Genomic DNA, 23,949 nt, shown 5'->3' with positions numbered 1-23,949 from the left:
GATCAGCCGCTCAGATCGGGGCTGACCGTTGTGCCGTGTGATGACCACGCGGACATTTCTACCTTGCAAACCGCCGGACATTCCAACTCTCCCGCCACATTGGATAGGCGTCTCCGACGGCCTGATAAAGCCGCCCGCTTCCCCGGATTGGCTGCCGTCACGTCCTGCGCTTGAACGTGTGCTCCACCGCCGGAAACGCTCGTGAGCGGACGTCCCTCGCATATTCCTCTGCGGCAGCACCAGCGCGCTTGCCGAGTTCGTCGTAGCGTTTGACGAAGCGTGGCGTGAAATCGTTGAAGATACCGAGCATGTCGTCGGAGACGAGGATCTGGCCGTCGCAGGCCGAGGACGCGCCGATGCCGATTGTCGGGATATGGATGGCCGATGTCACTTCGCGGGCCAGCGGCTCGACGGTGCCTTCGACGACGACGGCAAAAGCGCCGGAGCCGCCGATCGCGTGGGCGTCGCGGCGGATCTTCGACGTCTCGTGTTCCGTGTGCCCGACCGAGCGGTAGCCGCCGGCGGTATGGACGAGCTGCGGCATCAGGCCGATATGGCCGAGAACCGGGATGCCGCGCGCCGTCAGGAACGCGATCGTCTCCACCATCTCCTCGCCGCCCTCGAGCTTGACGGCGTCGCAGCCGGTTTCCTGCAGGATGCGGACGGCGTTGCGGAAGGCCACTTCCTTTGATTCCTGGTAGGTGCCGAATGGCATGTCGACGACGACGCAGGCCTTCTCGACGCCGCGCATCACCGCCTTGCCGTGGGCGATCATCATGTCGAGCGTCACGCCCGTCGTGGTCTCCATGCCGTAAAGCACCATGCCGAGCGAATCTCCAACAAGAAGAAGATCGCAATGGGCGTCGAGGAGACGCGCCATCGGCGTCGTATAGGCCGTCAGGCAGACGATCGGCGTGCCGCCCTTCATGGCGGTGATGCGGGATGGGGTCAGGCGCTTGCTTGTTCCGGATGCACTCATCGCACCGCTCCTATCCTTGCCACGCCCTGCCCGCCGATAACCCTGTTATCCAGCAGCCGCGTCGTGCCGATCCTGACGAAGAGCGCGACGACAACGGGATCGCTGATGACCTCGACCGGTTTCAGCGTCGCGGCGTCGCGAACGGCGACGACTTCGGGATTGGCGAGCGGCTCCCGGCCAAGGAATGCTTTCAGCAGATGTTCGAGCTCGGCGGGATCGGTCAGGCCGGCCGCGACCAGCCGCTCAGCCTCGGCGAGCGTCTGCGGCACGATGACTGCTGCCTTGCGCTCGCCGGCGCTCAGATAGACATTGCGCGACGACAGCGCCAGGCCGTCGTGATCACGCACTGTCGGCACGGGTACGATGCGCACCGGCAGCGCGAGATCATCGACCATACGCCTGATGACGACGACCTGCTGATAATCCTTCTCGCCGAAATAGGCGCGCTGCGGCTGGACGATATTGAAGAGCTTGCAGACGACGGTGGCGACGCCAGCGAAATGCCCGGGCCTGACTGCGCCTTCGAGCTCACGGCCGATCTCGGGCACATCGACAACCGTCATCATCGGCTTCGGATACATGTCGGCGACACCGGGCGCGAACAGGATGTTGACGCCGCCCTGGCGGAGCATGGCCGTGTCGCGGTCGAGATCGCGGGGATATTTGCTGAGGTCCTCGTTGGCACCGAACTGCAGCGGATTGACGAAGATCGAGGCGACGACGATGTCGTTCTCCACCCTCGCCCGCGATACCAGCTCCATATGGCCGGCATGCAGATAGCCCATGGTCGGAACCAGGCCGATGGTGCGCGATTGCCGGCGCAAAGCCTCGAGCGCTGCGCGCAGTTCGCCGATGTCAGAGAAAACTCGCATTATCCACCCGTCACTCCACCTCGCGCGCATAGAAATTGCAATCGGGCCGGAAGGTCAATCCTCGTACGGGCCTTCGTCCAGGATATAAACGATTATATGCTAATCTGCTGATAATGGGAGCAAATTTCGGGAGGCCGAACTGTGCTGGAGGGCAGCGCCTGCCCTTGCCTTCCCGCTGATGATGCCAATCTCACAGGGGATCCTGTTTCAGCTGGAGGTTCCCTTGCCCTGGATTGCCTATATCGTTCATTTCATCGCCGCCGCGTTTCTGACCAACGGCATTCCGCATTTCGTCAACGGCGTCAGCGGCCGCGCTTTCAGGACGCCTTTCGTGAGGATGAGCGGCAGCAAACTGAGCTCGCCCGAGGTCAACGTCATCTGGGGCTGGCTGAATTTCCTCATCGCCTTCCTGCTCTTCGCCAATATCGGGCCGCTCTATATCGGCACGCCCGGAGATACGATCTTCGTTGCTGCGGGCATGCTGGTGATGGGCGTCATTCTCGCCCGGGTCTTCAGTTCCGACGCGCGCTGAAGAGTTACTTGCTAAAAGCAAGTGACTACGATAGTGACTTGCTTCATGCAACGGACCAGCTTCGCCATCTTTCCATGCCCTGCCGCCCGCGCGCTGAACAGCGTCGGCGATTCCTGGAGCATCATGATCCTGCGCGACGCCTTTCAGGGGCTGACGCGCTTCGACGACTTCCAGAAGAGCCTCGGCATCGCGCCGAACATCCTGACACGGCGCCTCGCCCATCTGATCGAGGAAGGCATTTTCGAGAAGCGGCTCTATAGCGAGCGCCCTGCCCGCTACGAATATGTGCTGACGGCGAAGGGACAGGATTTCTTCCCGGTGCTGATGGCGCTGTCGACATGGGGCGGACGCCACGCCCCGCAGGAAGATCTTGCCTATCTTCTCGGCAATGCATCCGGCGAAGAGCTTGATGCCAAGCTGGTCGATGCCCGGAACGGCGAAGAACTTACCCCCCGGAATACCTGCCTGCTGCCCGGCCCTGCGGCCGATGAGGCGGCGCATGAGCGCATTGCGCGGATGAAGGCCTGGTATCTGGGCTTTGATGCCTAGAAAGGACAAGAATATGGATCGGATCGTCGTTACCGGCATGGGCCTCGTCTCACCGCTTGGAACAGGCGTCGAGACTGCCTGGAAGCGCCTGCTTGCGGGCGGCTCGGGGCTGCGCGTGCTGGGAGAGGATGTCGTCGGCGATCTTCCGGCCAAGGTCGGCGGCGTCGTGCCTGACATTGCCGAGGATGCCGAAGGCGGATTCGATCCCGACCGCTATATCGTGCCGAAAGACCAGAAGAAGATGGACCGCTTCATCCATTTCGCGATGGGGGCTGCCGATGAGGCCGTCCGTCAGGCTGGATGGATGCCGGAAGATGCCGCTTCGCGGGAGCGCACGGCAACGATCATCGCCTCGGGCGTCGGCGGCTTTCCTGCGATCACCGATGCTGTCCGGACCGTCGAGACACGCGGGCCGCGGCGTCTGTCGCCCTTTATCGTCCCCTCCTTCCTCGTCAATCTGGCAGCCGGTCAGGTCAGCATCAAATACGGCTTCAAGGGGCCGCTCGGTGCGCCGGTCACGGCCTGTGCCGCCAGCGTTCAGGCAATCGGCGACGCGGCGCGGCTAATCCGCTCCGGCGAGGCCGATGTGGCAATCTGCGGCGGCGCGGAAGCCTGTATCGACCGCGTGAGCCTCGGCGGCTTTGCGGCCGCTCGGGCGCTGTCGACGGGGTTCAACGAGACACCGGAACTTGCTTCGCGGCCGTTCGACACCCAGCGTGACGGTTTCGTCATGGGCGAAGGCGCGGGCATTCTCGTCATTGAGACGCTTGAGCATGCGCTGGCGCGTGGTGCGACACCGCTCGCCGAACTCGTCGGCTATGGCACGGCGGCTGACGCCTATCACATGACCGCCGGACCAGAGGATGGCGATGGCGCGCGCCGGGCGATGGAAGCCGCCATCCGTCAGGCGAAGATCGCTCCCTCCGAGATCAAGCATCTCAACGCTCACGCGACCTCCACCCCGGTCGGCGACCGCGGCGAGATGGCGGCGATCGCAACGGTCTTCGGCCGCAATGGCGAGATCGCCATCAGCTCGACGAAATCGGCGACCGGCCATCTGCTCGGTGCGGCAGGCGGGCTGGAGGCGATCTTCACGATCCTGGCGCTGCGCGATCAGATCGTCCCGCCGACGCGCAATCTCGAGGAAGCCGATCCGGTGGCAGAAGGCCTCGATATCGTCGGCAAGACGGCACGCAAGGTCGAGATGGAATACGCGATCAGCAACGGCTTCGGCTTTGGCGGCGTCAATGCGAGCGCCCTCTTCCGCCGCTGGCATTAAACGCGATGGCGGGCGCTGAGCCCGCCACTTTCAAATCCCCGCAGATGCCCTACACTCCTGTCTATATGGCTGGAGGCTCCCGCATGCGTGCTCTATCCGCAATTCTCGTCCTGTGTGCCGCATTCATCACCGCATCTCTGCCTGCGCGAGCGGAAGATCCGCTGGAGACGACGCAGCAAGTTATCGAGCGGCAGATCAGTGCCTTCCTGAAGGATGATCCGGATACGGCCTATTCCTATGCCGCGCCTGGCATCAAGGCGTTGTTTCCGGACAAGAACGTGTTCTTCGCGATGGTGAAGAAGAGCTATGAGCCGGTCTATCATCCCGGCAATTACGCCTTCGGCCGCAGCAAGTCGGTCGATGACGGCGCGATGATCTATCAGGAAGTGCTGATTTCTGGCCGCGACGGCAAGGACTGGACGGCCATCTATCAGATGGCGCGCCAGCCTGACGGGCAATACAAGATCAATGGTGTCCAGATCGTTCCGAACACCGACAGCAAGGGTATCTGATCTCAAACGGGATCGAGATCGCCCCTCGCCCATTCGTCCATCGTCTCGGCCATGAAATCGGCGAAGCGGTCTTCGGCGATCGCCTTGCGGATGCCCTGCATCAGTTCCTGATAGTAGTTCAGGTTATGCCAGGAAAGCAGCATGCCGCCGAGCGCCTCGTTGGCGCGCACCAGATGGTGCAGGTAGGCGCGGGAGTAATCGCGGGTTGCCGGGCAGTTCGACTGGTCGTCGAGCGGGCGCATGTCCTCGGCGTGGCGGGCATTGCGGATATTGACCTTGCCGCGGCGGGTGAAGGCCAGACCATGACGGCCGGAGCGGGTCGGCATCACGCAGTCGAACATGTCGATGCCGCGGGCGACCGATTTCAGCATGTCATCAGGTGTGCCGACGCCCATCAGATAGCGCGGCTTTTCGGTCGGCAGAACGGGAAGCGTCGTGTCCAGCATGCGCAGCATGACGTCTTGCGGCTCGCCGACGGCGAGGCCACCGACGGCATAGCCCTTGAGGTCGAGCTGGGCCAGCGCTTCGGCAGAGCGGATACGCAGGTTCGGCTGGTCGCCGCCCTGGACGATGCCGAACATCGCCTTGCCCGGCTGGTTGCCGAAGGCAACCTTGCAGCGCTCCGCCCAGCGCAGCGAGAGCTCCATGGCACGCTCGATCTCGCGCGGTACGGCGGGAAGCGCCACGCATTCGTCGAGCTGCATCTGGATATCGGAACCGAGCAGGCCCTGGATCTCGATCGAGCGCTCCGGCGACATATGATGCAGGCTGCCGTCGACATGCGACTTGAAGGTCACGCCCTGCTCGTCGAGCTTGCGCAGACCGGAAAGCGACATGACCTGGAAACCGCCTGAATCCGTCAGGATCGGGTGTTCCCAGCGGATCAGCTTGTGCAGGCCGCCGAGGCGGGCGACGCGCTCGGCGCCAGGGCGCAGCATCAGGTGATAGGTATTGCCGAGAATGATATCGGCGCCGGTTTCACGCACCTGGTCGAGATACATCGCCTTGACGGTGCCGACGGTACCGACGGGCATGAAGGCGGGCGTGCGGATCGTGCCGCGCGGCATGGAGATTTCACCAAGGCGGGCGCCGCCATCGGTCTTCTTGAGGGTGAACTGGAAGTTCTCGGTCATCTGTCGTTCCGGAAAAGAAGGCTCGAATCGCCGTAGGAATAGAAGCGGTAGCCTGTCGAAATGGCGTGTTCGTAAGCCGCGTGCATGGTCTCGAAACCGGCAAAAGCGGAGACCAGCATGAACAGCGTCGAACGCGGCAGGTGGAAATTGGTCATCAGCATATCGACCGCCTTGAAGCGGTAGCCCGGCGTGATGAAGATGCCGGTGGCACCGGCCCAGGGCAGGATTTCGCCGCTGTCGGCCGCCGCACTCTCGATCAACCGCAGCGACGTGGTTCCGACGCAGACGATGCGCCCGCCCCTCGCCCGGACGGCGTTGAGCTTGGCGGCAATCTCCTCGGTCACATAACCGCTTTCGAGATGCATCTTGTGATCGTCGGTATCATCGGCCTTCACCGGCAGGAAGGTTCCGGCGCCGACATGCAGCGTCACGAAATGGCGTTCGATGCCGGCCTTGTCGAGAGCGGCGAAGAGCTCCGGCGTGAAATGCAGGCCGGCCGTCGGTGCGGCGACAGCGCCCTCTTCGCGGGCATAGATCGTCTGGTAGTCGGCGCGGTCGCGCTCGTCTTCCGGGCGTTTGGCAGCGATATAGGGCGGCAGCGGGATATGGCCGACCGACGCGATCGCTTCGTCGAGAGCCGGACCGGAGAGATCGAATGCGAGTGTTACCTCGCCGGCATCGCCCTTCTCGACGACGGTGCAATCGAGCTGGCCGAGAGAGCAGCTTTCGCCGCTATGGCCGAAGGCGATGCGATCGCCTTCCTTGATGCGCTTGCCGGGCTTGGCAAAGGCCTTCCAGCGGTTGGCGCCGACACGCATGTGCAGCGTCGCCGAAACCTGCTGGCCGCCTGCCCCTTCGCGATGGCGGATGCCCTCGAGCTGCGCGGGAATGACCTTGGTGTCGTTGAAAACCAGCGCATCGCCGGGCTTCAGGAAATTCGGGAGATCGCGAACAATATGGTCGCTCAGCACCTCGCCGGCGGACGCATCGACGACCAGCAGGCGCGCGCTGTCGCGCGGCTCGGCGGGCCTCAGGGCAATCCGCTCATCCGGCAGGTCGAAATCGAAAAGGTCTACGCGCATCGGGGTACTTTCAGGCAAAGCGAAACCCGCCCCACGTTCTCACGCAAGGGCGGGTTCCGTCAGAAATCACAATCAGACGTCGGCGGCAACCCGCATCGAGACGATCGAATCCGGGTCTACGACCGGTTCGCCCTTCTTGATCTTGTCGACGTTGTCCATGCCTTCGATGACTTGGCCCCAGACGGAATACTGCTTGTTGAGCCACGGAGAATCCGCAAGGCAGATGAAGAACTGGCTGTTGGCCGAGTTCGGGTTCTGCGAGCGGGCCATGGAGCAAACGCCGCGGATATGCGGCGTGGCCGAAAACTCTGCCTTCAGGTCCGGCTTCTCGGAGCCGCCCATGCCTGCACGGCCCGGGTTGAAGCTCTCACTGCCCTTCTTGCCGAACTTGACGTCGCCGGTCTGGGCCATGAAGTCGTTGATGACGCGGTGGAAGACAACGCCGTCATAGGCCTTCTCGCGGGCGAGTTCCTTGATGCGGGCGACGTGCTCAGGTGCCACCTGCGGCAGAAGCTGGATGACAACCTTGCCCTTGGTGGTTTCCAGGATGATGGTGTTTTCGGGATCCTTGATCTCGGCCATTCTTATTCTCCTCGTTGTTCTTGTGGAATGATGTGGATGCCGGTTACTTGCCGACAGTGACCTTGACCATGCGGTCAGGATTGCTGACTTCGCCGTTCTGGCCTTCGCCCTTCTTGATCTTGTCGACGAATTCCATGCCGGAAACGACCTTGCCGACGACGGTGTACTGACCGTTCAGGAAGGAGCCGTCAGCGAACATGATGAAAAACTGCGAATTGGCCGAATCCGGATCCTGCGAGCGCGCCATGCCGACCGTGCCGCGCACGAAAGGCGTCTTGGAGAACTCGGCCGGGATGTTCGGCAGGTCGGAACCGCCGGTGCCTGCGAGGCTCGGATCGAAGCCCTTCGACATATTGCCATACTGGACGTCGCCGGTCTGGGCCATGAAACCGTCGATGACGCGGTGGAAGGCGACGTTGTCATAGGCGCCCTTCTTGGCGAGCGCTTCGATCTGGGCAACGTGCTTGGGCGCAACGTCGGGAGCGAGCTGGATGACGACGGGGCCGTCCTTCAGCTGGATGGTCAGCGTGTCGGCTGCAAGGGCGTCGCCAACGAAGGACGCGACATAGAGCACGGCGGCAAAGGCAACATAAAAGAGTTTCATTGTAGCTCCGGTGCGGCGGAAAACCGCCTCAAGATTTGCGCTTGGATTGAAGGGCTTTAAGAACTGCGGCCGGTACGAAGGCGCTGACATCTCCACCCATGGCGGCGATTTGGCGGACCAATGTGGCGGTTATGGGCCGCGATGCCGTTCCGGCCGGCAGAAAGATGGTCTGGATATCCGGCGCCATCTGCCGGTTCATGCCGGCCATCTGCATTTCATAATCAAGATCGGTGCCGTCGCGCAACCCGCGGATCAGCAGCGAAGCCTTATGTTTGCGCGCCGCATCGACGACGAGATTGTCGAAGGAGACGACCTCGATGCCGGCAGCCCTCTGCGGCAGGATTTCGGCGAGCGACTGGCGGATGAGATCGGCGCGCTCTTCGAAGGAAAACAGCGGCGTCTTGCCCGGATGAATACCGATCGCAACGATGACTTTTTCGGCGACGTTCAGCGCCTGAACAAGCACATCCATATGTCCGTTGGTGATCGGGTCGAAGGACCCCGGATAAAAAGCAAGCGTCATGGGACCCGGCCGTTTCGTTCGTTGCCTTTTGTCATGGATGCCCCTTTACCGCAAGTCATTTGGCATGCCGATGCCGGTTGCGTGAACGGCTGATGAATGGGTCGTTCAAGGCCGTTTCAGACGCGATCTGCATAATCAAAATCATCAACGCAGCCGATGCCATTCCGGCATCCGGCTCTCCCCGGAAGTCACTTCGATGCTCATGCTCCTGATCGCCCTTGCCGTCATCATCTCCCTTATCGGCGAAGTGGCCTATGGGCTTCTCAAGGAGAAGTACGAGGTACGCTGGGTGCGCCCGGAGGTCAGCGAGCACTATGCACTGATGCGCCAGCTCGGCCGGCTGCGGTGAAAACGGGCCTCGAATCTGAACGCCAGATGAACGAGGCATTCAAGGTCGCTTCAGACCAAGCTTAGTAAACGACACGTCAACATCCCGCGGAACCATTTCCAGGCGGATGCATTTAAACACCGAAGCGTAGATGCGATACGCGCAAGAAGGAAAAGAAGATGCCCGATAAGATTACCGTCATTAACGTTTTCTGGATGGCAATGATTACGGGAATGCTTACTGCAACTGTCGCACTCTATGACCAGAAGCCTGATACGTCCAAGGTATATGGCCCTTACGCCGCTGCCCGCACGGCAATCGTAAGCCAGTACTGAGGAACGTGAACGCAACTTCGGAAAGGATTGCCCATGTTCACGATTTTGACCGTTCTGACCGCCCTCATCAGCGTAATGTTCATCGTGTCCGTGGCGTCAACGATTTCCGCCCTTCGCCGTGAAAGCGAAGAGGTGAAGGCTTACAACGAAAAGCGCATCACTTTCTAAAGCCAGTTCCCCTGCCCTGAGCGCATTCCCCTCCGCGCTCGGGCAATTCAAAAAGCCGGACGCCTTCCCCGCGTCCGGCTTTTTCTTTGTCCTTATGCCGGGCGATAGGCGAGGCAGCCACTCTTGCGGTAGGGCAGCACGAGGATTGCTCCGGATGCATAGAGCTTGCGGACGTAATCGGGACTTTCACCGCGCACCACAGCAAAGACCGATCCCCAGCGCAGCAGCTTGACGCCGTCAGGAAGGCTCGCCGGGCTGCCGGGCGGGCGGAAGACCATGGCGGCGGGCGCCTCCCCGGTTGCGGCGAAGATGCCGGCAAACAGCATGAAGACGGCGCAGAGGATGACGAGAGCCGTCACACCTGTTCTTGCGATCCGCCGCGCAAATACCATCACCGCACTCCCTTTCAGAAGTCGAATATATGCTCGATGCCGGGATCCGCAATCGGCCGGTCGCGCAGCAGCTGCGCCAGATCGGTGATCCTGACCAGAACCAGCAGGCGGTCGCTGTCGAAACCGGCACGCGGAAAGCGGGCGATCAGTTCACCGGGCGGCGGCGCCTGATCGCTCGCCGGTGCGGTCAGCGACACCATGATCTGGTCATTTCCGGCAATCTCCCGGACATTTCCGCCCGCCTTGGCGATGTCGGAGAGAATATGGGTGAAGCGGTCGTAGCGCGGTGTTTCGATGAGGATGCCATTGGCACTCTCGGAGAGGACGCGGACATCGGGCATTGCCGACAGCGCCTCGGCCGACATGCCGGAAACAACGGAGAAGATCGTCAGCTTGGCCTCGCCGGTGGCTGCCACAGCATCGGCGATCATTCCGGCATAGGCGATCTTCGCCTTCCATTCACCGCCGAGCGCCAGGCGACGTTCCCAACCGCGCACGGGCTCATCGACGGGTGCCGCCCAGAGCTTGTCGATCTGCGGCTGGAAGGGATATTTGTACCAGGGCGTCTGGCGCAGGAAGGCGGCGTAATCGATCGCCATGTCGCGGGCGATACTGTCCTGCGGCGTCTTCTGATCGCCACGCCAATAAGCGGTCAACCGTCCCAGCGTTTCTTCATAAGCAGCCTTAAGGCCCATTTCGAGGGTGAAACTGACGCCGATCGTCGCGACCATCATGCGCGTCTGCGTGTCGGCGCCGCCGTGGCGGTCGGCGATCGCCGTCAGTGCACAATCGGCCTTCCAGAAATCCTTGACGCTGGCGAGATAATCGAAGCGGTATTCGTCGCCCGTCTTCAGGACCTCGGCGAGACCGTCATAGGCATAGACGATATGCCATTCGGGATAGGTCAGGAAGGTATTGGCCTCCTCGCGGCGCATCGCGGGATCGCGGATCAGTGGGCTGTAGCTATCTGCCTGCGGATCGGCATGGCAGAAGGTCTCCACATAGGCGGCAGGACTCAGAAGGAGGAGCACGACCACGACGACGGCGGCGACGAACAATGCGAGGATCTTGAAAGCCCGGCGCATCAGCGCGCCTCGCTGCGGAAGATGTAGCTCGATGCGATCGCTGCGCCGCCAAGGAAGAGATGCGGCAGGTTTGCGAGGATCTTGAAGCCGAACGGCAGGTCCTGGATGCCGTAATTGACGATGCCGAGATCAAGATAGCCGGAGCCGGTGATCAGGCCGAGCAGGCCATCGGTGAAATAGAGCAGGCCGAAATAGAAGAGGAAGAAGCGCGAGGCTCGCACCGAGAGATAGGCAGCGATCGCAGCCCAGAGCGCCGAAGCCAGATGCAGGCTGTCGTCATAGATGTCGAGCGCGAAGATGCCGAAGGCCCTGCCCTCGGCGTCCGTCAGGCCGGGAATGTAATTCAGCGCCGCGGCAAACAGCAGCGCCACGGTATAAAGCCCGGCAATCAGTCGAAGCTTGCTCATCATTCCCCCTCAGATCTTGCCCAGATAATTATCCCAGAAGCGGTTGCGGAACAGCAGGCCGGGATCAGCCTTGCGTTTTGCCGCAGCGAAATCACCTGCCCGGACATAGGCCCGCTGCAGCTGGTCGAGGCGCGCATGCGGCCGGTACGGCAGATAATAGCTGCCGCCGATGGCAATGACGCGCTCGATCAGCGCCTCCGTCATCCGCGCCATATCGGCCTCGCCGCGCACGGTCTTCTCCTGCGAAAACAGCATGACGGCGGCAATGCGCGGCTCTGTTGCATAGGCCAGGACACTGTCGCTATCGGTGTTCACATAACGTAGCGTGATATTCAGCAGCTGCTGATAAGAGGCCGGGATAACCTCCTGGCAAGCCGTGACAAAATCGGCAAAGCGCGATGGCGAGACGAAATATTCGTGCAGGATATCGGTGCGTGTCGGATCGCGGTCGTCGAGGGTGATGACGGGTTCGTTCATCAGGCTGTTGCGGGTCGACGCCGCGGCGATCTGCGGGTTCAGCACCGCCTCCGTCCACCAGCGCATATGCTTGACGCCGTCCGAGCCGAGCTGGCGGCGGAAGATTTCGCGCGAGACGTGGCTGATCAAACCGGAGCCGGTCGCCGCCGGGATATTCGACTGATCGGCCGAGGGGCGATAGGTGATCAGCAGCGCATCTTCGAAAAAGCGATCGAGCGAGATATCCATGCGGCCATAGGCCATCTGGATCGAGGGATCGGACGCAAGGACCTCGGCAAAGCGGCGGCCGATATCCTCGCCGGCCAGATGCTCGAAACTCGGGTCCAGCAAGGTATTCGGCACCATGTCGAGCTCAAGTTCGGTAATGACGCCGAACAGGCCATAGCCGCCCATCGCGTGATTGAAGAGCTCGGTATTCTCAGTGCGCGAGCAGGTCAGCAGATTACCGTCAGCCGTCATCATCTTCATCGAGCGCACGGTGCTGCCGCAGGCGCTGAAGGGTACGGGCCAGCCATGCGCATTGACGGAAAAGGTGCTAGCGACGCCGAAATCGTTATTCGACTGCATGACGGCGGGCGAAAAGCCGATCGCATCGAGCTTGCGGATGATCGTCGACCAGCGGGCACCGGCTGCGACGCGATAGGTCCTGGCCGAGGTATCGGCCTCCAGCCAATCCTGATCGAGGGTCAGCGCCGTTCCGTTCAGCGGCAGGCTATGACCACCCATAGAATGGCGCGCGGCGCTGGCGGCGAACGATTGACCGTTGCTGCGGGCGTCGACAAGTGCGGCACGGAGCTTGCCAATCAACGCGTCCTGCGGCGGCTCGCTAAAGGTCAGATGCTGGGCGACCGGGGTCGGCGATAGCTCGCCTGCGTCATTGAGAATGGTGGCGCTTGAGGAAACATCGTCTTCTGGCGGGAAAGCCGGACCAGGATCGCTCACCGGCGTCAGAAGATACTGCCCTGCAACGGCGCCGGCGATCGCCGAGCCCGCAACGAGAACGCCGCGCCGCGTCCAATTCCCCATGATTCCCTCACCCTAAAATCAACTCAGACTAGCAGGAATCTCTTTAGCGCATAAAAAAACCGGGCGGCAGGGGCCGCCCGGTTTTCCAGCCAAAGCCGGTTAAATTATTCTTCCGTGGAAGATGAAGGTTCGTCGCCTTCGGTTGCCGGAGGCACTGCGCCGGCTTCGATCGGCGTTTCGTTGGTGATCTCACCAACCTCTTCGCTGTCGTCTTCCGGTTCGCTGATGCGCTCGACCGAAACCACCTTCTCATCCTTTGCGGTCGAGAAGATCGTCACGCCCTTGGTGGCGCGGCTGGCGATGCGGATGCCGCCGACCGGAACGCGGATCAGCTGGCCGCCATCGGAGACGAGCATGATCTGGTCGCCGTCATCAACCGGGAAGGCAGCGACGAGTGCGCCGATTTCGCCCGTCTTCGACGTGTCGGTGGCGCGGATGCCCTTGCCGCCGCGGCCGGAGATACGGAAGTCGTAAGACGATGAACGCTTGCCGTAGCCCTTTTCGGAGACCGTCAGCACGAACTGCTCGCGTGCCTTCAGCTCTTCATAGCGATCGTCGGAGAGCTGTCCCTCTTCGGTGACTTCCTCGCCGACGAGAGCGATATCCTCTTCGTCGACGCCGGTTGCACGGCGTTCTGCGGCCGAACGCTTCAGATAGGCAGCACGCTCCCACGGCTCGGCATCGACATGGCCGACGATGGTCATCGAGATGATGCTGTCGCCATCACCAAGGTTGATACCACGCACGCCGATCGAGTTGCGGCCGGCAAAGACGCGGACGTCATCGACCGGGAAGCGGATGCACTGGCCGAGCGCCGTGGTCAGAAGCACGTCGTCGTGCTCCGTGCAGGTCTCGACGGAGAGGATTTCATCGCCCTCCTCTTCCAGCTTCATGGCGATCTTGCCGTTGCGGTTCACCTGGACGAAATCCGACAACTTGTTGCGGCGAACGGTGCCGCGCGTCGTCGAGAACATCACGTCGAGGCTTTCCCAGCTGTCCTCATCCTCGGGCAGCGGCAGGATCGTGGTGATGCGTTCGCCGGGTGCCAGCGGCAGCATGTTGATGAGCGCCTTGCCGCGCGAGGTCGGCGTGCCGATCGGCAGGCGCCAGACCTTTTCCTTGTAGACGATACCGCGCGAGGAGAAGAACAGAACGGGCGTATGCGTGTTGACCACGAATAGCCGGCTAACAAAATCTTCATCGCGTGTCGTCATGCCGGAGCGGCCCTTGCCGCCGCGGCGCTGCGCACGGTAAGTCGTCAGCGGCACGCGCTTGATGTAGCCGAGATGCGAGACGGTCACGACCATGTCTTCGCGGGCGATGAGGTCTTCATCATCCATTTCGAGACCGCCATCGATGATCTCGGTGCGGCGCGGTGTGCCGAACTCGTCGCGAACGGCGCCCAGCTCTTCCTTGACGATGGTCATGATGCGAATGCGCGACGAGAGAATATCGAGGTAATCCTTGATTTCTTCGCCGATCTTGTTGAGTTCGTCGCCGATTTCATCGCGGCCAAGCGCCGTCAGGCGGGCGAGACGAAGTTCGAGGATGGCGCGGGCCTGCTCTTCCGAGAGGTTATACGTCATGTCCTCGTTGATCCGGTGACGCGGATCGTCGATCAAACGGATCAGGCTTTCGACATCCGCTGCCGGCCAGCGGCGCGTCATCAGCTGTTCGCGTGCGGTCGCCGGATCCGGCGCCTGGCGGATGACGCGGATGACTTCGTCGATATTGGCAACCGAGATCGCCAGACCGACCAAGACGTGGGCGCGCTCACGCGCCTTGCGGAGCAGGAATTTCGTTCTCCGGCTAACGACTTCCTCGCGGAAGGCGACGAACGCGCGGAGCATGTCGAGCAGGTTGAGCTGTTCCGGCTTGCCGCCGTTCAGTGCCACCATATTGCAGCCGAAGGAGGTCTGCAGCGGCGTGTAGCGGTAGAGCTGATTGAGGATGACGTCGGCATTGGCGTCGCGCTTCAGCTCGACGACGACGCGGTAGCCCTGGCGGTCGGATTCGTCGCGCAGGTCGGAGATGCCCTCGATGCGCTTTTCGCGCACCAGCTCGGCCATCTTCTCGATCATCGTCGCCTTGTTCACCTGATAGGGGATTTCGGTGATGATGATCTGTTCGCGATCGCCGCGCATCGGCTCGATCGTGGCAACGCCGCGCATGACGACGGAACCGCGGCCCGTCTCATAGGCCGAGCGGATGCCGGAACGGCCGAGGATCTTGGCGCCGGTCGGGAAGTCCGGACCCGGGATCATCTGCATCAGATCCGGCAGTTCGATCGCCGGATTGTCGATCAGCGCGATACAGCCGTCGATGACTTCGACGAGATTATGCGGCGGGATGTTGGTCGCCATACCAACGGCGATGCCGCCTGCCCCGTTGACCAAAAGGTTCGGGAATTTCGCGGGTACGACCGAAGGCTCGGAAAGCGTGCCGTCGTAGTTGTCGCGGAAATCGACCGTTTCCTTGTCGAGGTCGTCGAGCAGCGAATGCGCGGCCTTTTCCAGGCGGCATTCCGTGTAGCGTTCGGCCGCCGGCGGGTCACCGTCGACAGAGCCGAAATTGCCCTGGCCGTCGATCAGCGGAAGGCGAAGAGACCAATCCTGCGCCATACGGGCGAGCGCATCGTAGATCGCCGAGTTGCCGTGCGGATGGTATTTACCCATCACGTCACCGGTTACGCGGGCGCATTTGACGTATTTCTTGTTCCAGTCGATGCCGAGCTCGGACATGCCGTAAAGGATGCGCCGGTGGACGGGCTTCAGGCCGTCGCGCACGTCAGGAAGCGCGCGGCTGACGATAACGCTCATCGCGTAATCGAGATAGGACCGCTGCATTTCCTCCATGATGGAGATGGGCTCGATGCCTGGCGGGAGCTTCCCGCCGCCTGGGGGTGTTTGTTCAGTCAAAACAGATCACGATCTCTTTGTAGAATCACTGAAAGATTTATAGCGGAAAGCCCCGTTCCGCGCCAATTTGAGCGGGAGTTTTGAACAGGCTTTTACGGCGGAAAGGCGGCAATTCTGGCGTTTTTGCGCCGGGAGGAGACCCACGCGAAAACAGGCGGTTTGCCAAACGCGGGCAGTCGCTCCACAATCGCTAGAACCTCGCCCTCATATGGTGTTTTGGAGACCGAATGGCAAGCACCGACCAACTGATCAATGCCTTCACCACCCTGCTCGTCACTATCGATCCGCCGGGGCTGGCGCCAATCTTTCTGGGGCTGACCGCTGGCATGAGCCGGCCCCAGCGCAAGCAGGTGGCGCTGCGCGGCTCGATGATCGCCTTCATCATCCTCGCGGTCTTCGCGCTGTTTGGCGCAGGCGTGCTCGGTGTGCTCGGCATATCGATGGGAGCCTTCCGCCTCGCTGGTGGCTTGCTGCTCTTCTGGATCGCCTTTGAAATGGTCTTCGAGAAGCGTCAGGACCGTAAGGAGAAGACCAGCGAAGTCGCCATCACCAAGGACCACATCCAGAATATCGCCGTCTTCCCGCTGGCGATCCCGCTGGTTGCCGGTCCGGGCGCGATCTCGGCGACGATCCTGCTTTCTGGTGCCTTCGCCTCGTCGATCGAGCGGGCGCAGCTGATCATCGTCATTGCCGCCAACCTGCTGATCACGCTGGGCGCCCTGCTCGTCGCCGACAGGCTCGACCGTTTCCTCGGCGCGACCGGCCGGGCGATCCTGACGCGGCTTCTCGGCGTCATCCTGGCGGCACTGGCGGTGCAGTTCGTGGTCGATGGCGCCAAGGCGGCGCTCAACCTGATCAGCGCTACACCGGCCTAACAAAAACGGCGCCTCAAGGGGCGCCGTTTTCATTTGATCCGTCCGGTTCTCAGAACGGGATGTCGTCGTCGAGATCCCGCGAGAAGTTGCCGCCACTACCGCCGCCACTGCTGCTACCGCCACGGCCACCGCCGGAGGACTGGGAGGGCGCGCCGTAATCGTCGCCGTAGCCGCCACCGCCGCCACCATAGTCGTTGTTGTTGCCACGGCCGCCACCACCGCCGAAGCCGGAGCTTGCGCCGCCGCCGTCGCCACGGCCATCGAGCATCGTCAGCGTCGAGTTGAAGCCCTGCAGCACAACTTCCGTCGAGTAGCGGTCCTGACCCTGCTGGTCCTGCCACTTGCGGGTCTGCAGCGCGCCTTCGATATAGAGCTTGGCGCCCTTCTTGACGTATTGCTCGACAACCTTGCAGAGGCCTTCGTTGAAGACGACGACAGTGTGCCATTCGGTCTTTTCGCGGCGTTCGCCGGAATTGCGGTCGCGCCACTGCTCTGACGTCGCGATACGCAGGTTGGCGATCGGACGGCCGTCCTGGGTCCTGCGGATTTCGGGGTCGGCGCCCACGTTTCCGATCAGAATTACCTTGTTTACGCTACCAGCCATGCTTTTCACCTTACCTGCCACCCTGCCCGGCGGCGCTTGAAACAATCGGTGTACCTTAAACTATAGAGCCCTTGCGAGGCGCGTCCATCGGGCCGTCATCCACAAGGAATTTTGTTCTTTCTTTGTTCTATTTATTCACTATGATCCTGTCAACAGAATCGAAAACCTTCTCCTACCCCGGATTTGAGCCTCGACTCGCCCGCGAGCATCACTAAATAAGGGGCTTCATCCAAGAGACCAAAGCAGAAGACGATGAGCGAACTGAAGACGATTTCCATCCGCGGCGCGCGTGAGCATAATTTGAAGGGCATCGACCTCGATCTGCCGCGCAACAAGCTTATCGTGATGACGGGCCTTTCAGGGTCCGGCAAATCCTCGCTGGCATTCGACACGATCTATGCCGAGGGGCAGCGGCGCTATGTCGAAAGCCTTTCGGCCTACGCGCGCCAGTTCCTGGAAATGATGCAGAAGCCTGATGTCGACCAGATCGACGGCCTCTCGCCCGCCATCTCGATCGAGCAGAAGACGACGTCGCGCAACCCGCGCTCGACGGTCGGCACGGTCACCGAAATCTACGACTATATGCGTCTGCTCTTTGCACGCGTTGGCGTTCCCTATTCGCCGGCCACCGGCCTGCCGATCGAGAGCCAGACGGTCAGCCAGATGGTCGACCGTGTGCTCGCCTTCGAGGAGGGCACGCGTCTTTATATTCTGGCGCCGCTCGTGCGTGGCCGTAAGGGCGAGTACAAGAAGGAACTCGCCGAGCTCATGAAAAAGGGCTTCCAGCGCGTCAAGGTGGATGGCCAGTTCTACGAGATCGCCGACGTTCCGGCCCTCGACAAGAAGTACAAGCATGACATCGACGTCGTCGTCGACCGTATCGTCGTGCGCGCCGACATGTCGTCGCGCCTCGCCGACAGCCTGGAGACCTCGCTGAAGCTCGCCGATGGCCTGGCGGTCGCCGAATTCGCCGACAAGCCGCTGCCGCCGGAGGAAACCGCTGCCGGCGGTTCGGCCAACAAGTCGCTGAACGAGACGCATGAGCGCGTGCTGTTTTCGGAAAAGTTCGCCTGCCCGGTTTCCGGCTTCACCATTCCGGAGATCGAGCCGCGTCTCTTCTCGTTCAACAACCCGGCTGGCGCCTGCCCGACCTGCGACGGCCTCGGCGCACAGCAGAAGATCGACGCCAACCTGATCATCCCGGAACCGGAGCGGACGCTGCGCGACGGGGCGATTGCGCCCTGGGCCAAGTCGTCCTCTCCTTATTACAATCAGACGCTGGAAGCGCTCGGCAAGCATTTCGGCTTCAAGCTCGGCAATCGATGGAGCGATCTTTCCGCCAAGGCGCAGGATGTGATCCTGAACGGCACGGAAGAGAAGATCGAATTCCACTATGCCGATGGCGCGCGCTCCTACACGACGCACAAGACCTTCGAAGGCATCATCACCAATCTCGAGCGCCGCTGGAAGGAGACGGATTCCGCCTGGGCGCGCGAGGAGATCGAGCGTTTCATGTCGGCCGCCCCCTGCCCGTCCTGCGCCGGTTACCGGCTGAAGCCGGAAGCTCTGGCCGTGAAGATCGACAAGCTGCATATCGGCGAAGTCACGCAGATGTCGATCCGCGTCGCCCGCGACTGGTTCGAAGTGCTGCCGTCGCATTTCACGGCGAAGCAGAACGAGATCGCCGTGCGCATCCTCAAGGAAATCCGCGACCGCCTGCGCTTCCTGAATGATGTCGGCCTCGAATATCTCAGCCTGTCTCGCAATTCCGGCACGCTATCGGGTGGCGAGAGCCAGCGTATTCGCCTGGCGTCGCAGATCGGCTCGGGCCTGACGGGCGTGCTCTACGTTCTCGACGAACCCTCGATCGGCCTGCACCAGCGCGACAATGCCCGCCTGCTCGATACGCTGAAGCACCTGCGCGACATCGGCAATACCGTCATCGTCGTCGAGCATGACGAGGACGCGATCCTGACGGCCGACGACGTCGTCGATATCGGTCCGGCGGCCGGCATTCACGGCGGCCAGGTCATCGCCCACGGCACGCCTCAGGACATCATGGCGAACCCGAAGTCGCTGACCGGCAAGTATCTCTCCGGTGAACTCGGCGTTCCCGTGCCCGATGAGCGTCGCAAGCCGAAGAAAGGCAAGGAGATCAAGGTCGTCGGCGCGAGGGGCAACAACCTCAAGAACGTCACGGCCGCCATCCCGCTCGGTGTCTTCACGGCAGTCACCGGCGTTTCCGGTGGCGGCAAGTCCACCTTCCTGATCGAGACCCTCTACAAGTCGGCGGCGCGCCGCGTCATGGGCGCGCGCGAAATCCCGGCCGATCACGACCGCATCGATGGTTTCGAGCATATCGACAAGGTGATCGATATCGACCAGTCGCCGATCGGCCGCACGCCGCGCTCGAACCCTGCGACCTATACCGGCGCCTTCACGCCGATCCGCGACTGGTTCGCCGGATTGCCGGAAGCCAAGGCGCGCGGCTATCAGCCGGGCCGCTTCTCGTTCAACGTCAAGGGCGGCCGCTGCGAAGCGTGCCAGGGCGACGGCGTCATCAAGATCGAGATGCACTTCCTGCCGGATGTCTACGTCACCTGCGACGTCTGCCACGGCAAGCGCTACAATCGCGAGACGCTCGACGTCACCTTCAAGGGCAAGTCGATCTCCGACGTGCTCGACATGACGGTCGAGGAAGGCGTCGAGTTCTTCGCCGCCGTTCCCGCGGTGCGCGACAAGCTGCAGTCGCTCTTCGATGTCGGCCTCGGCTATATCAAGGTCGGCCAGCAGGCGAATACGCTGTCGGGCGGCGAGGCGCAGCGCGTCAAGCTCGCCAAGGAACTGTCGAAGCGCTCGACCGGCCGCACGCTCTATATTCTCGACGAACCGACCACCGGCCTGCATTTCCACGACGTCGCCAAGCTCCTGGAAATGCTGCATGAGCTCGTCAACCAGGGCAATTCCGTCGTCGTCATCGAGCACAATCTCGAAGTCATCAAGACGGCCGACTGGGTGCTCGATTTCGGCCCCGAAGGCGGCGATGGCGGCGGCGAGATCGTTGCGACCGGCACGCCTGAGGCGATCGTCAAGGAGAAGCGCTCCTATACCGGCCACTTCCTGAAGGAGCTGCTGGAGCGTCGCCCAGTGAAGAAGACGGTCGCGGCGGCCGAGTGAGATGTTGAGACAGGCGGCGGCTGACGATCTCGAAATCGTGCGCCGCCTGACCATGTCGGCTTACGGCCCCTATGTCGCGGAGTTCGGCGGCGAGCCGCTGCCGATGCGTGAGGATTATGCGCCGCGGATCGCCAATGGCGAGGTGTGGCTGCTCGATATCGATGGCGAGCCTGGCGGGCTCGCCGTTCTTGAACGCCATGCGGATCACACGATGCTGTTCAGCATCGCCGTGTCGCCTGATCATCATAGCCGCGGGATCGGCCGTACGATCCTCGGCTGGGTGGAAGACAAGACGCGCGAATGGGAGCTGCCGGAAGTCAGGCTCTACACCAATGCGCGAATGGAGAGGAATATCGCGATCTACCGCGCCTTCGGCTTTCAGGAAACGGGTCGACGGCCGAACCCCTACCGGCCAGGATGGGTGATCGTCGACATGGCAAAGCAAATCGCCTGAACGGGCAAAGGGAGGAAGAGAATGAGCAAATCCGGCACTATCCGCGTCGGTATCGGCGGCTGGACATTCGAGCCTTGGCGCAATCATTTCTTCCCCTCCGACCTGAAGCAGAAGGACGAGCTCAATTATGCCAGCCGCCAGCTGAAGGTCATCGAGGTCAACGGCACCTATTACAGCTCGCAGAAGCCGGAGACCTTCGCCAAATGGGGCGCGGATGTGCCCGATGGTTTCATCTTCTCGCTGAAGGCCAGCCGCTTCGTCACCAACCGGAAGGTTCTGGGCGAGGCCGGAGAATCCATGCAGCGGTTCCTGACGCAGGGACTGACGGAACTCGGCGACCGTCTCGGGCCGATCCTCTGGCAGTTCGCGCCGACCAAGAAATTCGAGCCCGACGATTTCGAAGCGTTCTTGAAGCTGCTGCCGGACAAGCAGGATGGCCTGCCCTTGCGCCATGTCGTCGAGGTCCGTCATGACAGTTTCAAGGTGCCGGATTTCGTCGCGCTGCTGGCCAAGTACGGCGTGGCGCCTGTCGTCGCCGAGCATTTCGATTATCCGATGATAGCGGACGTCACCGCCGATTTCGTCTATGCGCGGCTGCAGAAGGGCTCGGACGAGATCAGGACCTGCTATCCGCCCAAGGACCTGAAGGCCTGGGCAAAGCGGCTGGAGACCTGGGCCGAAGGCAAGGTGCCCGACGATCTGCCACTCATCGACGCGGATCGCAAGGTGAAGGCCGAGCCGCGCGACGTCTTCGCCTTCATGATCCATGAGGGCAAGGTGAACGCCCCCTTCGGCGCCATCGCGCTGCAGGAAGAGGTCGGCAAGTAATCAGCCGGCCGGCAGTCAGAACGGCAGGACGTGGGCGGTGAGATCTTCCGCCGTCAACCCCTTGCCGGCGCGCTGCCCGGCGAGGCTGTGCAGGTAGACGCTGATCGCCGCCGCCTCGAAGGCCGGAAGGCCCTGCGCCAGGTAGGCGCCGATGATGCCGGCAAGCACGTCGCCGGACCCTGCCGTTGCCAGCCAGACCGGCGCGTTTGTGTTGATCAGCGCGCGTCCATCCGGCGCCGCAATGACCGTATCGGCACCCTTGAAGACGATCGCCGCATTGGCGCGCTTCGCGGCCATCTGTGCCTTGGCGGTCTTGCCGAGCCCGGTATCGGCGGCGATATCGGGGAAGAGACGGGCGAATTCGCCGTCATGCGGCGTCAGGACCAGACGCGGTTCGCCACCGGCGAATAGGTCGAACAGGCGCTTCGGCTCCTGGCGGAACGAAGTGATGCCATCAGCATCGAGCACCAGGCGGCGGTCGCTCAGCGCAGCGGCATAGTCCCTCGCCTGCTCGCCGATCCCGAAGCCCGGACCGAGCACGAAAGTCTGCAGGCGGTCGTCCTCCAGCCATTCTTCCAGCTGTTCCGTGTCGCCGATCTCGCGCAGCATGACCGCCGTCAGATGCGCGCTGTTTTCCGCAAGCGCTTCCGCCGGTGCGGCGATCGTCACCAGACCTGCGCCGGCCTTCAGGCCCGATATGGCCGACATCCGCGCCGCGCCGGTCTTTCCTGCCGAACCGGAGAAGACGACGAGATGGCCGCGCTTGTATTTGTGGGTCTCCAGCCTCGCCGACGGCGTCAGATGCGCCCATTGGGCCGGGGTGTTTTCGGCGATATCAGAACCGGCATGTGCGCGGACGATCCGGGCGGGAATGCCGATATCGATGACATCGAGTGCCCCGCAAAGCTCCCTGCCCGGCATCAAGAGATGGCCAGGCTTGCGGGTCATGAAGGTGATGGTCTGCGTGGCGGTAAACGCCGCCCCAAGCACCTCGCCTGTGGCTCCGTCGATACCCGATGGCAGGTCGACGGCGATGACAGGCAGATCCGCCCAGCGGACGGCCGAGATGACGTCCTCGACCTCACCGGGCACATCGCGGCTCAGACCGGCGCCGAACAGCGCATCGACGACGACGTCGCCGTCTTGTGGCTGGTATTCTTCGAGTGGCTCGACATCGCCGGTCCATTCCGCATGGGCCCGCCCGGCATCGCCCTTCAGCCGTTCGGGATCGCCGAGCTGGAAGACCTCAACCGCTGCGCCGCTCTCGGCCAGGAAGCGGGCTGCCACATAGCCGTCGCCGCCATTGTTACCGGGTCCGCAGAGGACGGCGAAGCGAAGTGCGCCGGGATAAAGCCGCATCGCGGCCGCAGCCACAGCCGCGCCTGCGCTGGTCATCAGCGCAAAGCTGTCGATGCCGCTTTCGGCCGCCGCCTTGTCGACAGCCGCCATTTCGGCGGGCGTCAGGAGCAATTCACTCAATCGATCGGTCATGACCCCATTGAAGTCAAAAAACGCCTAAAAAACAACCGGTTTCGGGCGATACAGGAGCGATCATTATTTGTGCAATTGCCTATTTTTAGCCCATACGCACTCGGTAAACCGAAACTCGTCTCCACACAAAAATCTGCGATTTCCGTGGTATTTTCGATTTTTTCCGATCGAAATTGTCATCTTTTTACGAAAAATCGCAGCTAAACAGGAGCCTTGGCGCGGTTTTGGGTGCATTTGCCGCATTTTTTCGATCTGGCCCGTTGCGAACTGGCATGATACCTGCATCATGTTTCGCGAGCGGCATACGCACGCTTTAACGGGAGAAGCGGAGAGTCATTTTCTCATGAAAAAGATCGAAGCGATCATTAAGCCTTTCAAGCTCGACGAAGTGAAGGAAGCCCTTCAGGAAGTCGGCCTGCAGGGCATTACGGTTACGGAAGCAAAGGGCTTCGGTCGCCAGAAGGGCCACACGGAGCTTTACCGTGGCGCCGAATATGTTGTCGATTTCCTGCCGAAGGTGAAGGTCGAAGTCGTCCTCGCCGACGAGAACGCCGAAGCCGTCATCGACGCGATCCGCAAGGCCGCCCAGACCGGCCGCATCGGCGATGGCAAGATTTTCGTGTCGAATGTCGAGGAAGTCATCCGCATTCGTACTGGCGAAACCGGTATCGACGCTATTTAAGCAGGCCTTGCCCCCAAGAGGCAAAGCCAAGTCGTCATAGCAAATCAAAGGGAGT

25 protein-coding genes and 1 pseudogene are annotated in these 23,949 nt (G+C 62.0%); 12 read left to right on the top strand and 14 right to left on the bottom strand.

Annotation, left to right across the window (positions count from 1 at the left end):
• Window positions 1-157: 157 nt before the first annotated feature.
• Window positions 158-979: a 3-methyl-2-oxobutanoate hydroxymethyltransferase gene (gene panB / locus ACQZ5H_RS05850; protein WP_449096995.1), complete on the bottom strand. Its 822-nt coding sequence runs from the start codon at window positions 977-979 to the stop codon at window positions 158-160.
• The gene (gene panC, locus ACQZ5H_RS05845; RefSeq protein ID WP_449096994.1) at window positions 976-1,851 is read right to left on the bottom strand and encodes a pantoate--beta-alanine ligase; all 876 of its coding nucleotides are present in this window, start codon (window positions 1,849-1,851) and stop codon (window positions 976-978) included. The genes panB and panC overlap by 4 nt, the downstream gene beginning before the upstream one ends.
• 223 nt (window positions 1,852-2,074) lie before the next feature.
• Here panC and ACQZ5H_RS05840 point away from each other — a divergent pair, with 223 nt between their 5' ends.
• The 4 genes from ACQZ5H_RS05840 (at window position 2,075) to ACQZ5H_RS05825 (ending at window position 4,723) form a co-directional block, all read left to right on the top strand.
• Entirely contained in the window at window positions 2,075-2,383 is a 309-nt protein-coding gene (locus tag ACQZ5H_RS05840; protein ID WP_449096993.1) for a hypothetical protein, read from the top strand.
• Window positions 2,384-2,428: 45 nt separating this feature from the next.
• Entirely contained in the window at window positions 2,429-2,932 is a 504-nt protein-coding gene (locus tag ACQZ5H_RS05835; RefSeq protein WP_449096992.1) for a winged helix-turn-helix transcriptional regulator, read from the top strand.
• Window positions 2,933-2,945: 13 nt separating this feature from the next.
• On the top strand, window positions 2,946-4,211 hold the full coding sequence (fabF, locus tag ACQZ5H_RS05830) for a beta-ketoacyl-ACP synthase II (protein WP_449096991.1): 1,266 nt from the start codon (window positions 2,946-2,948) through the stop codon (window positions 4,209-4,211).
• Window positions 4,212-4,294: 83 nt separating this feature from the next.
• Window positions 4,295-4,723 (top strand): DUF4864 domain-containing protein, encoded by a 429-nt coding sequence (locus tag ACQZ5H_RS05825; protein ID WP_112711903.1) that lies wholly within the window; start codon window positions 4,295-4,297, stop codon window positions 4,721-4,723.
• 2 nt (window positions 4,724-4,725) lie between these two features.
• On the opposite strand, the gene tgt is transcribed toward ACQZ5H_RS05825, so the two are convergent.
• The 5 genes from tgt to coaD all read right to left on the bottom strand — a co-directional run bounded on the left by tgt (window position 4,726) and on the right by coaD (window position 8,647).
• The gene (gene tgt, locus ACQZ5H_RS05820) at window positions 4,726-5,856 is read right to left on the bottom strand and encodes a tRNA guanosine(34) transglycosylase Tgt (RefSeq protein WP_449096990.1); all 1,131 of its coding nucleotides are present in this window, start codon (window positions 5,854-5,856) and stop codon (window positions 4,726-4,728) included.
• Window positions 5,853-6,938: a tRNA preQ1(34) S-adenosylmethionine ribosyltransferase-isomerase QueA gene (gene queA, locus ACQZ5H_RS05815; protein ID WP_130278330.1), complete on the bottom strand. Its 1,086-nt coding sequence runs from the start codon at window positions 6,936-6,938 to the stop codon at window positions 5,853-5,855. Before queA ends, tgt begins: the two co-directional genes overlap by 4 nt.
• Before the next feature lie 72 nt (window positions 6,939-7,010).
• Window positions 7,011-7,520, bottom strand: coding sequence for a peptidylprolyl isomerase (locus ACQZ5H_RS05810; RefSeq protein ID WP_449096989.1), 510 nt, complete (start codon window positions 7,518-7,520; stop codon window positions 7,011-7,013).
• A gap of 43 nt (window positions 7,521-7,563) precedes the next feature.
• A complete protein-coding gene (locus tag ACQZ5H_RS05805; RefSeq protein WP_130278331.1) occupies window positions 7,564-8,124 on the bottom strand; it encodes a peptidylprolyl isomerase in 561 nt (186 codons plus the stop codon).
• Between the two features lie 28 nt (window positions 8,125-8,152).
• Window positions 8,153-8,647: a pantetheine-phosphate adenylyltransferase gene (gene coaD, locus ACQZ5H_RS05800; RefSeq protein WP_449096988.1), complete on the bottom strand. Its 495-nt coding sequence runs from the start codon at window positions 8,645-8,647 to the stop codon at window positions 8,153-8,155.
• A gap of 92 nt (window positions 8,648-8,739) precedes the next feature.
• Between coaD and ACQZ5H_RS05795 the strand changes: the two are divergent.
• The 3 genes and pseudogenes from ACQZ5H_RS05795 to ACQZ5H_RS05785 all read left to right on the top strand — a co-directional run bounded on the left by ACQZ5H_RS05795 (window position 8,740) and on the right by ACQZ5H_RS05785 (window position 9,478).
• A pseudogene (locus tag ACQZ5H_RS05795) lies at window positions 8,740-9,015 on the top strand (hypothetical protein).
• Between the two features lie 139 nt (window positions 9,016-9,154).
• Entirely contained in the window at window positions 9,155-9,310 is a 156-nt protein-coding gene (locus ACQZ5H_RS05790) for a hypothetical protein (protein WP_165402599.1), read from the top strand.
• A gap of 33 nt (window positions 9,311-9,343) precedes the next feature.
• Window positions 9,344-9,478: a hypothetical protein gene (locus ACQZ5H_RS05785; RefSeq protein ID WP_281438207.1), complete on the top strand. Its 135-nt coding sequence runs from the start codon at window positions 9,344-9,346 to the stop codon at window positions 9,476-9,478.
• Between the two features lie 92 nt (window positions 9,479-9,570).
• On the opposite strand, the gene ACQZ5H_RS05780 is transcribed toward ACQZ5H_RS05785, so the two are convergent.
• From ACQZ5H_RS05780 to gyrA, 5 genes are all read right to left on the bottom strand, one after another.
• A complete protein-coding gene (locus ACQZ5H_RS05780) occupies window positions 9,571-9,870 on the bottom strand; it encodes a hypothetical protein (RefSeq protein WP_449096987.1) in 300 nt (99 codons plus the stop codon).
• A gap of 14 nt (window positions 9,871-9,884) precedes the next feature.
• A complete protein-coding gene (locus ACQZ5H_RS05775) occupies window positions 9,885-10,955 on the bottom strand; it encodes a hypothetical protein (RefSeq protein WP_449096986.1) in 1,071 nt (356 codons plus the stop codon).
• The gene (locus ACQZ5H_RS05770; RefSeq protein ID WP_112711953.1) at window positions 10,955-11,362 is read right to left on the bottom strand and encodes a hypothetical protein; all 408 of its coding nucleotides are present in this window, start codon (window positions 11,360-11,362) and stop codon (window positions 10,955-10,957) included. Before ACQZ5H_RS05770 ends, ACQZ5H_RS05775 begins: the two co-directional genes overlap by 1 nt.
• 9 nt (window positions 11,363-11,371) lie before the next feature.
• Entirely contained in the window at window positions 11,372-12,865 is a 1,494-nt protein-coding gene (locus tag ACQZ5H_RS05765; protein ID WP_449096985.1) for an FAD-binding protein, read from the bottom strand.
• A 104-nt stretch (window positions 12,866-12,969) separates the two neighbouring features.
• On the bottom strand, window positions 12,970-15,783 hold the full coding sequence (gyrA, locus tag ACQZ5H_RS05760; RefSeq protein ID WP_449096984.1) for a DNA gyrase subunit A: 2,814 nt from the start codon (window positions 15,781-15,783) through the stop codon (window positions 12,970-12,972).
• 227 nt (window positions 15,784-16,010) lie between these two features.
• Between gyrA and ACQZ5H_RS05755 the strand changes: the two genes are divergently transcribed.
• On the top strand, window positions 16,011-16,658 hold the full coding sequence (locus ACQZ5H_RS05755; RefSeq protein WP_112711885.1) for a MarC family protein: 648 nt from the start codon (window positions 16,011-16,013) through the stop codon (window positions 16,656-16,658).
• A gap of 49 nt (window positions 16,659-16,707) precedes the next feature.
• Here ACQZ5H_RS05755 and ACQZ5H_RS05750 read toward each other — a convergent pair whose 3' ends face one another.
• A complete protein-coding gene (locus ACQZ5H_RS05750) occupies window positions 16,708-17,262 on the bottom strand; it encodes a single-stranded DNA-binding protein (protein ID WP_112711883.1) in 555 nt (184 codons plus the stop codon).
• A 252-nt stretch (window positions 17,263-17,514) separates the two neighbouring features.
• Between ACQZ5H_RS05750 and uvrA the strand changes: the two genes are divergently transcribed.
• From uvrA to ACQZ5H_RS05735, 3 genes are read left to right on the top strand one after another with little or no spacing between them, the layout of a single operon-like run.
• Window positions 17,515-20,439 (top strand): excinuclease ABC subunit UvrA, encoded by a 2,925-nt coding sequence (gene uvrA, locus ACQZ5H_RS05745; RefSeq protein ID WP_449096983.1) that lies wholly within the window; start codon window positions 17,515-17,517, stop codon window positions 20,437-20,439.
• A 1-nt stretch (window position 20,440) separates the two neighbouring features.
• The gene (locus ACQZ5H_RS05740) at window positions 20,441-20,893 is read left to right on the top strand and encodes an N-acetyltransferase family protein (RefSeq protein WP_449096982.1); all 453 of its coding nucleotides are present in this window, start codon (window positions 20,441-20,443) and stop codon (window positions 20,891-20,893) included.
• A gap of 21 nt (window positions 20,894-20,914) precedes the next feature.
• Entirely contained in the window at window positions 20,915-21,721 is an 807-nt protein-coding gene (locus ACQZ5H_RS05735; RefSeq protein WP_449096981.1) for a DUF72 domain-containing protein, read from the top strand.
• Between the two features lie 15 nt (window positions 21,722-21,736).
• On the opposite strand, the gene ACQZ5H_RS05730 is transcribed toward ACQZ5H_RS05735, so the two are convergent.
• The gene (locus ACQZ5H_RS05730; RefSeq protein WP_449096980.1) at window positions 21,737-23,212 is read right to left on the bottom strand and encodes an NAD(P)H-hydrate dehydratase; all 1,476 of its coding nucleotides are present in this window, start codon (window positions 23,210-23,212) and stop codon (window positions 21,737-21,739) included.
• 343 nt (window positions 23,213-23,555) lie between these two features.
• On the opposite strand from ACQZ5H_RS05730, the gene ACQZ5H_RS05725 reads away from it, so the two are divergent.
• Window positions 23,556-23,894, top strand: a complete 339-nt coding sequence (locus ACQZ5H_RS05725) for a P-II family nitrogen regulator (protein ID WP_003539626.1) — start codon at window positions 23,556-23,558, stop codon at window positions 23,892-23,894.
• Window positions 23,895-23,949: the final 55 nt, after the last annotated feature.

Source organism: Rhizobium sp. 21-4511-3d (assembly GCF_053522545.1).
This window is presented reverse-complemented; position numbering and strand designations above follow the sequence as displayed.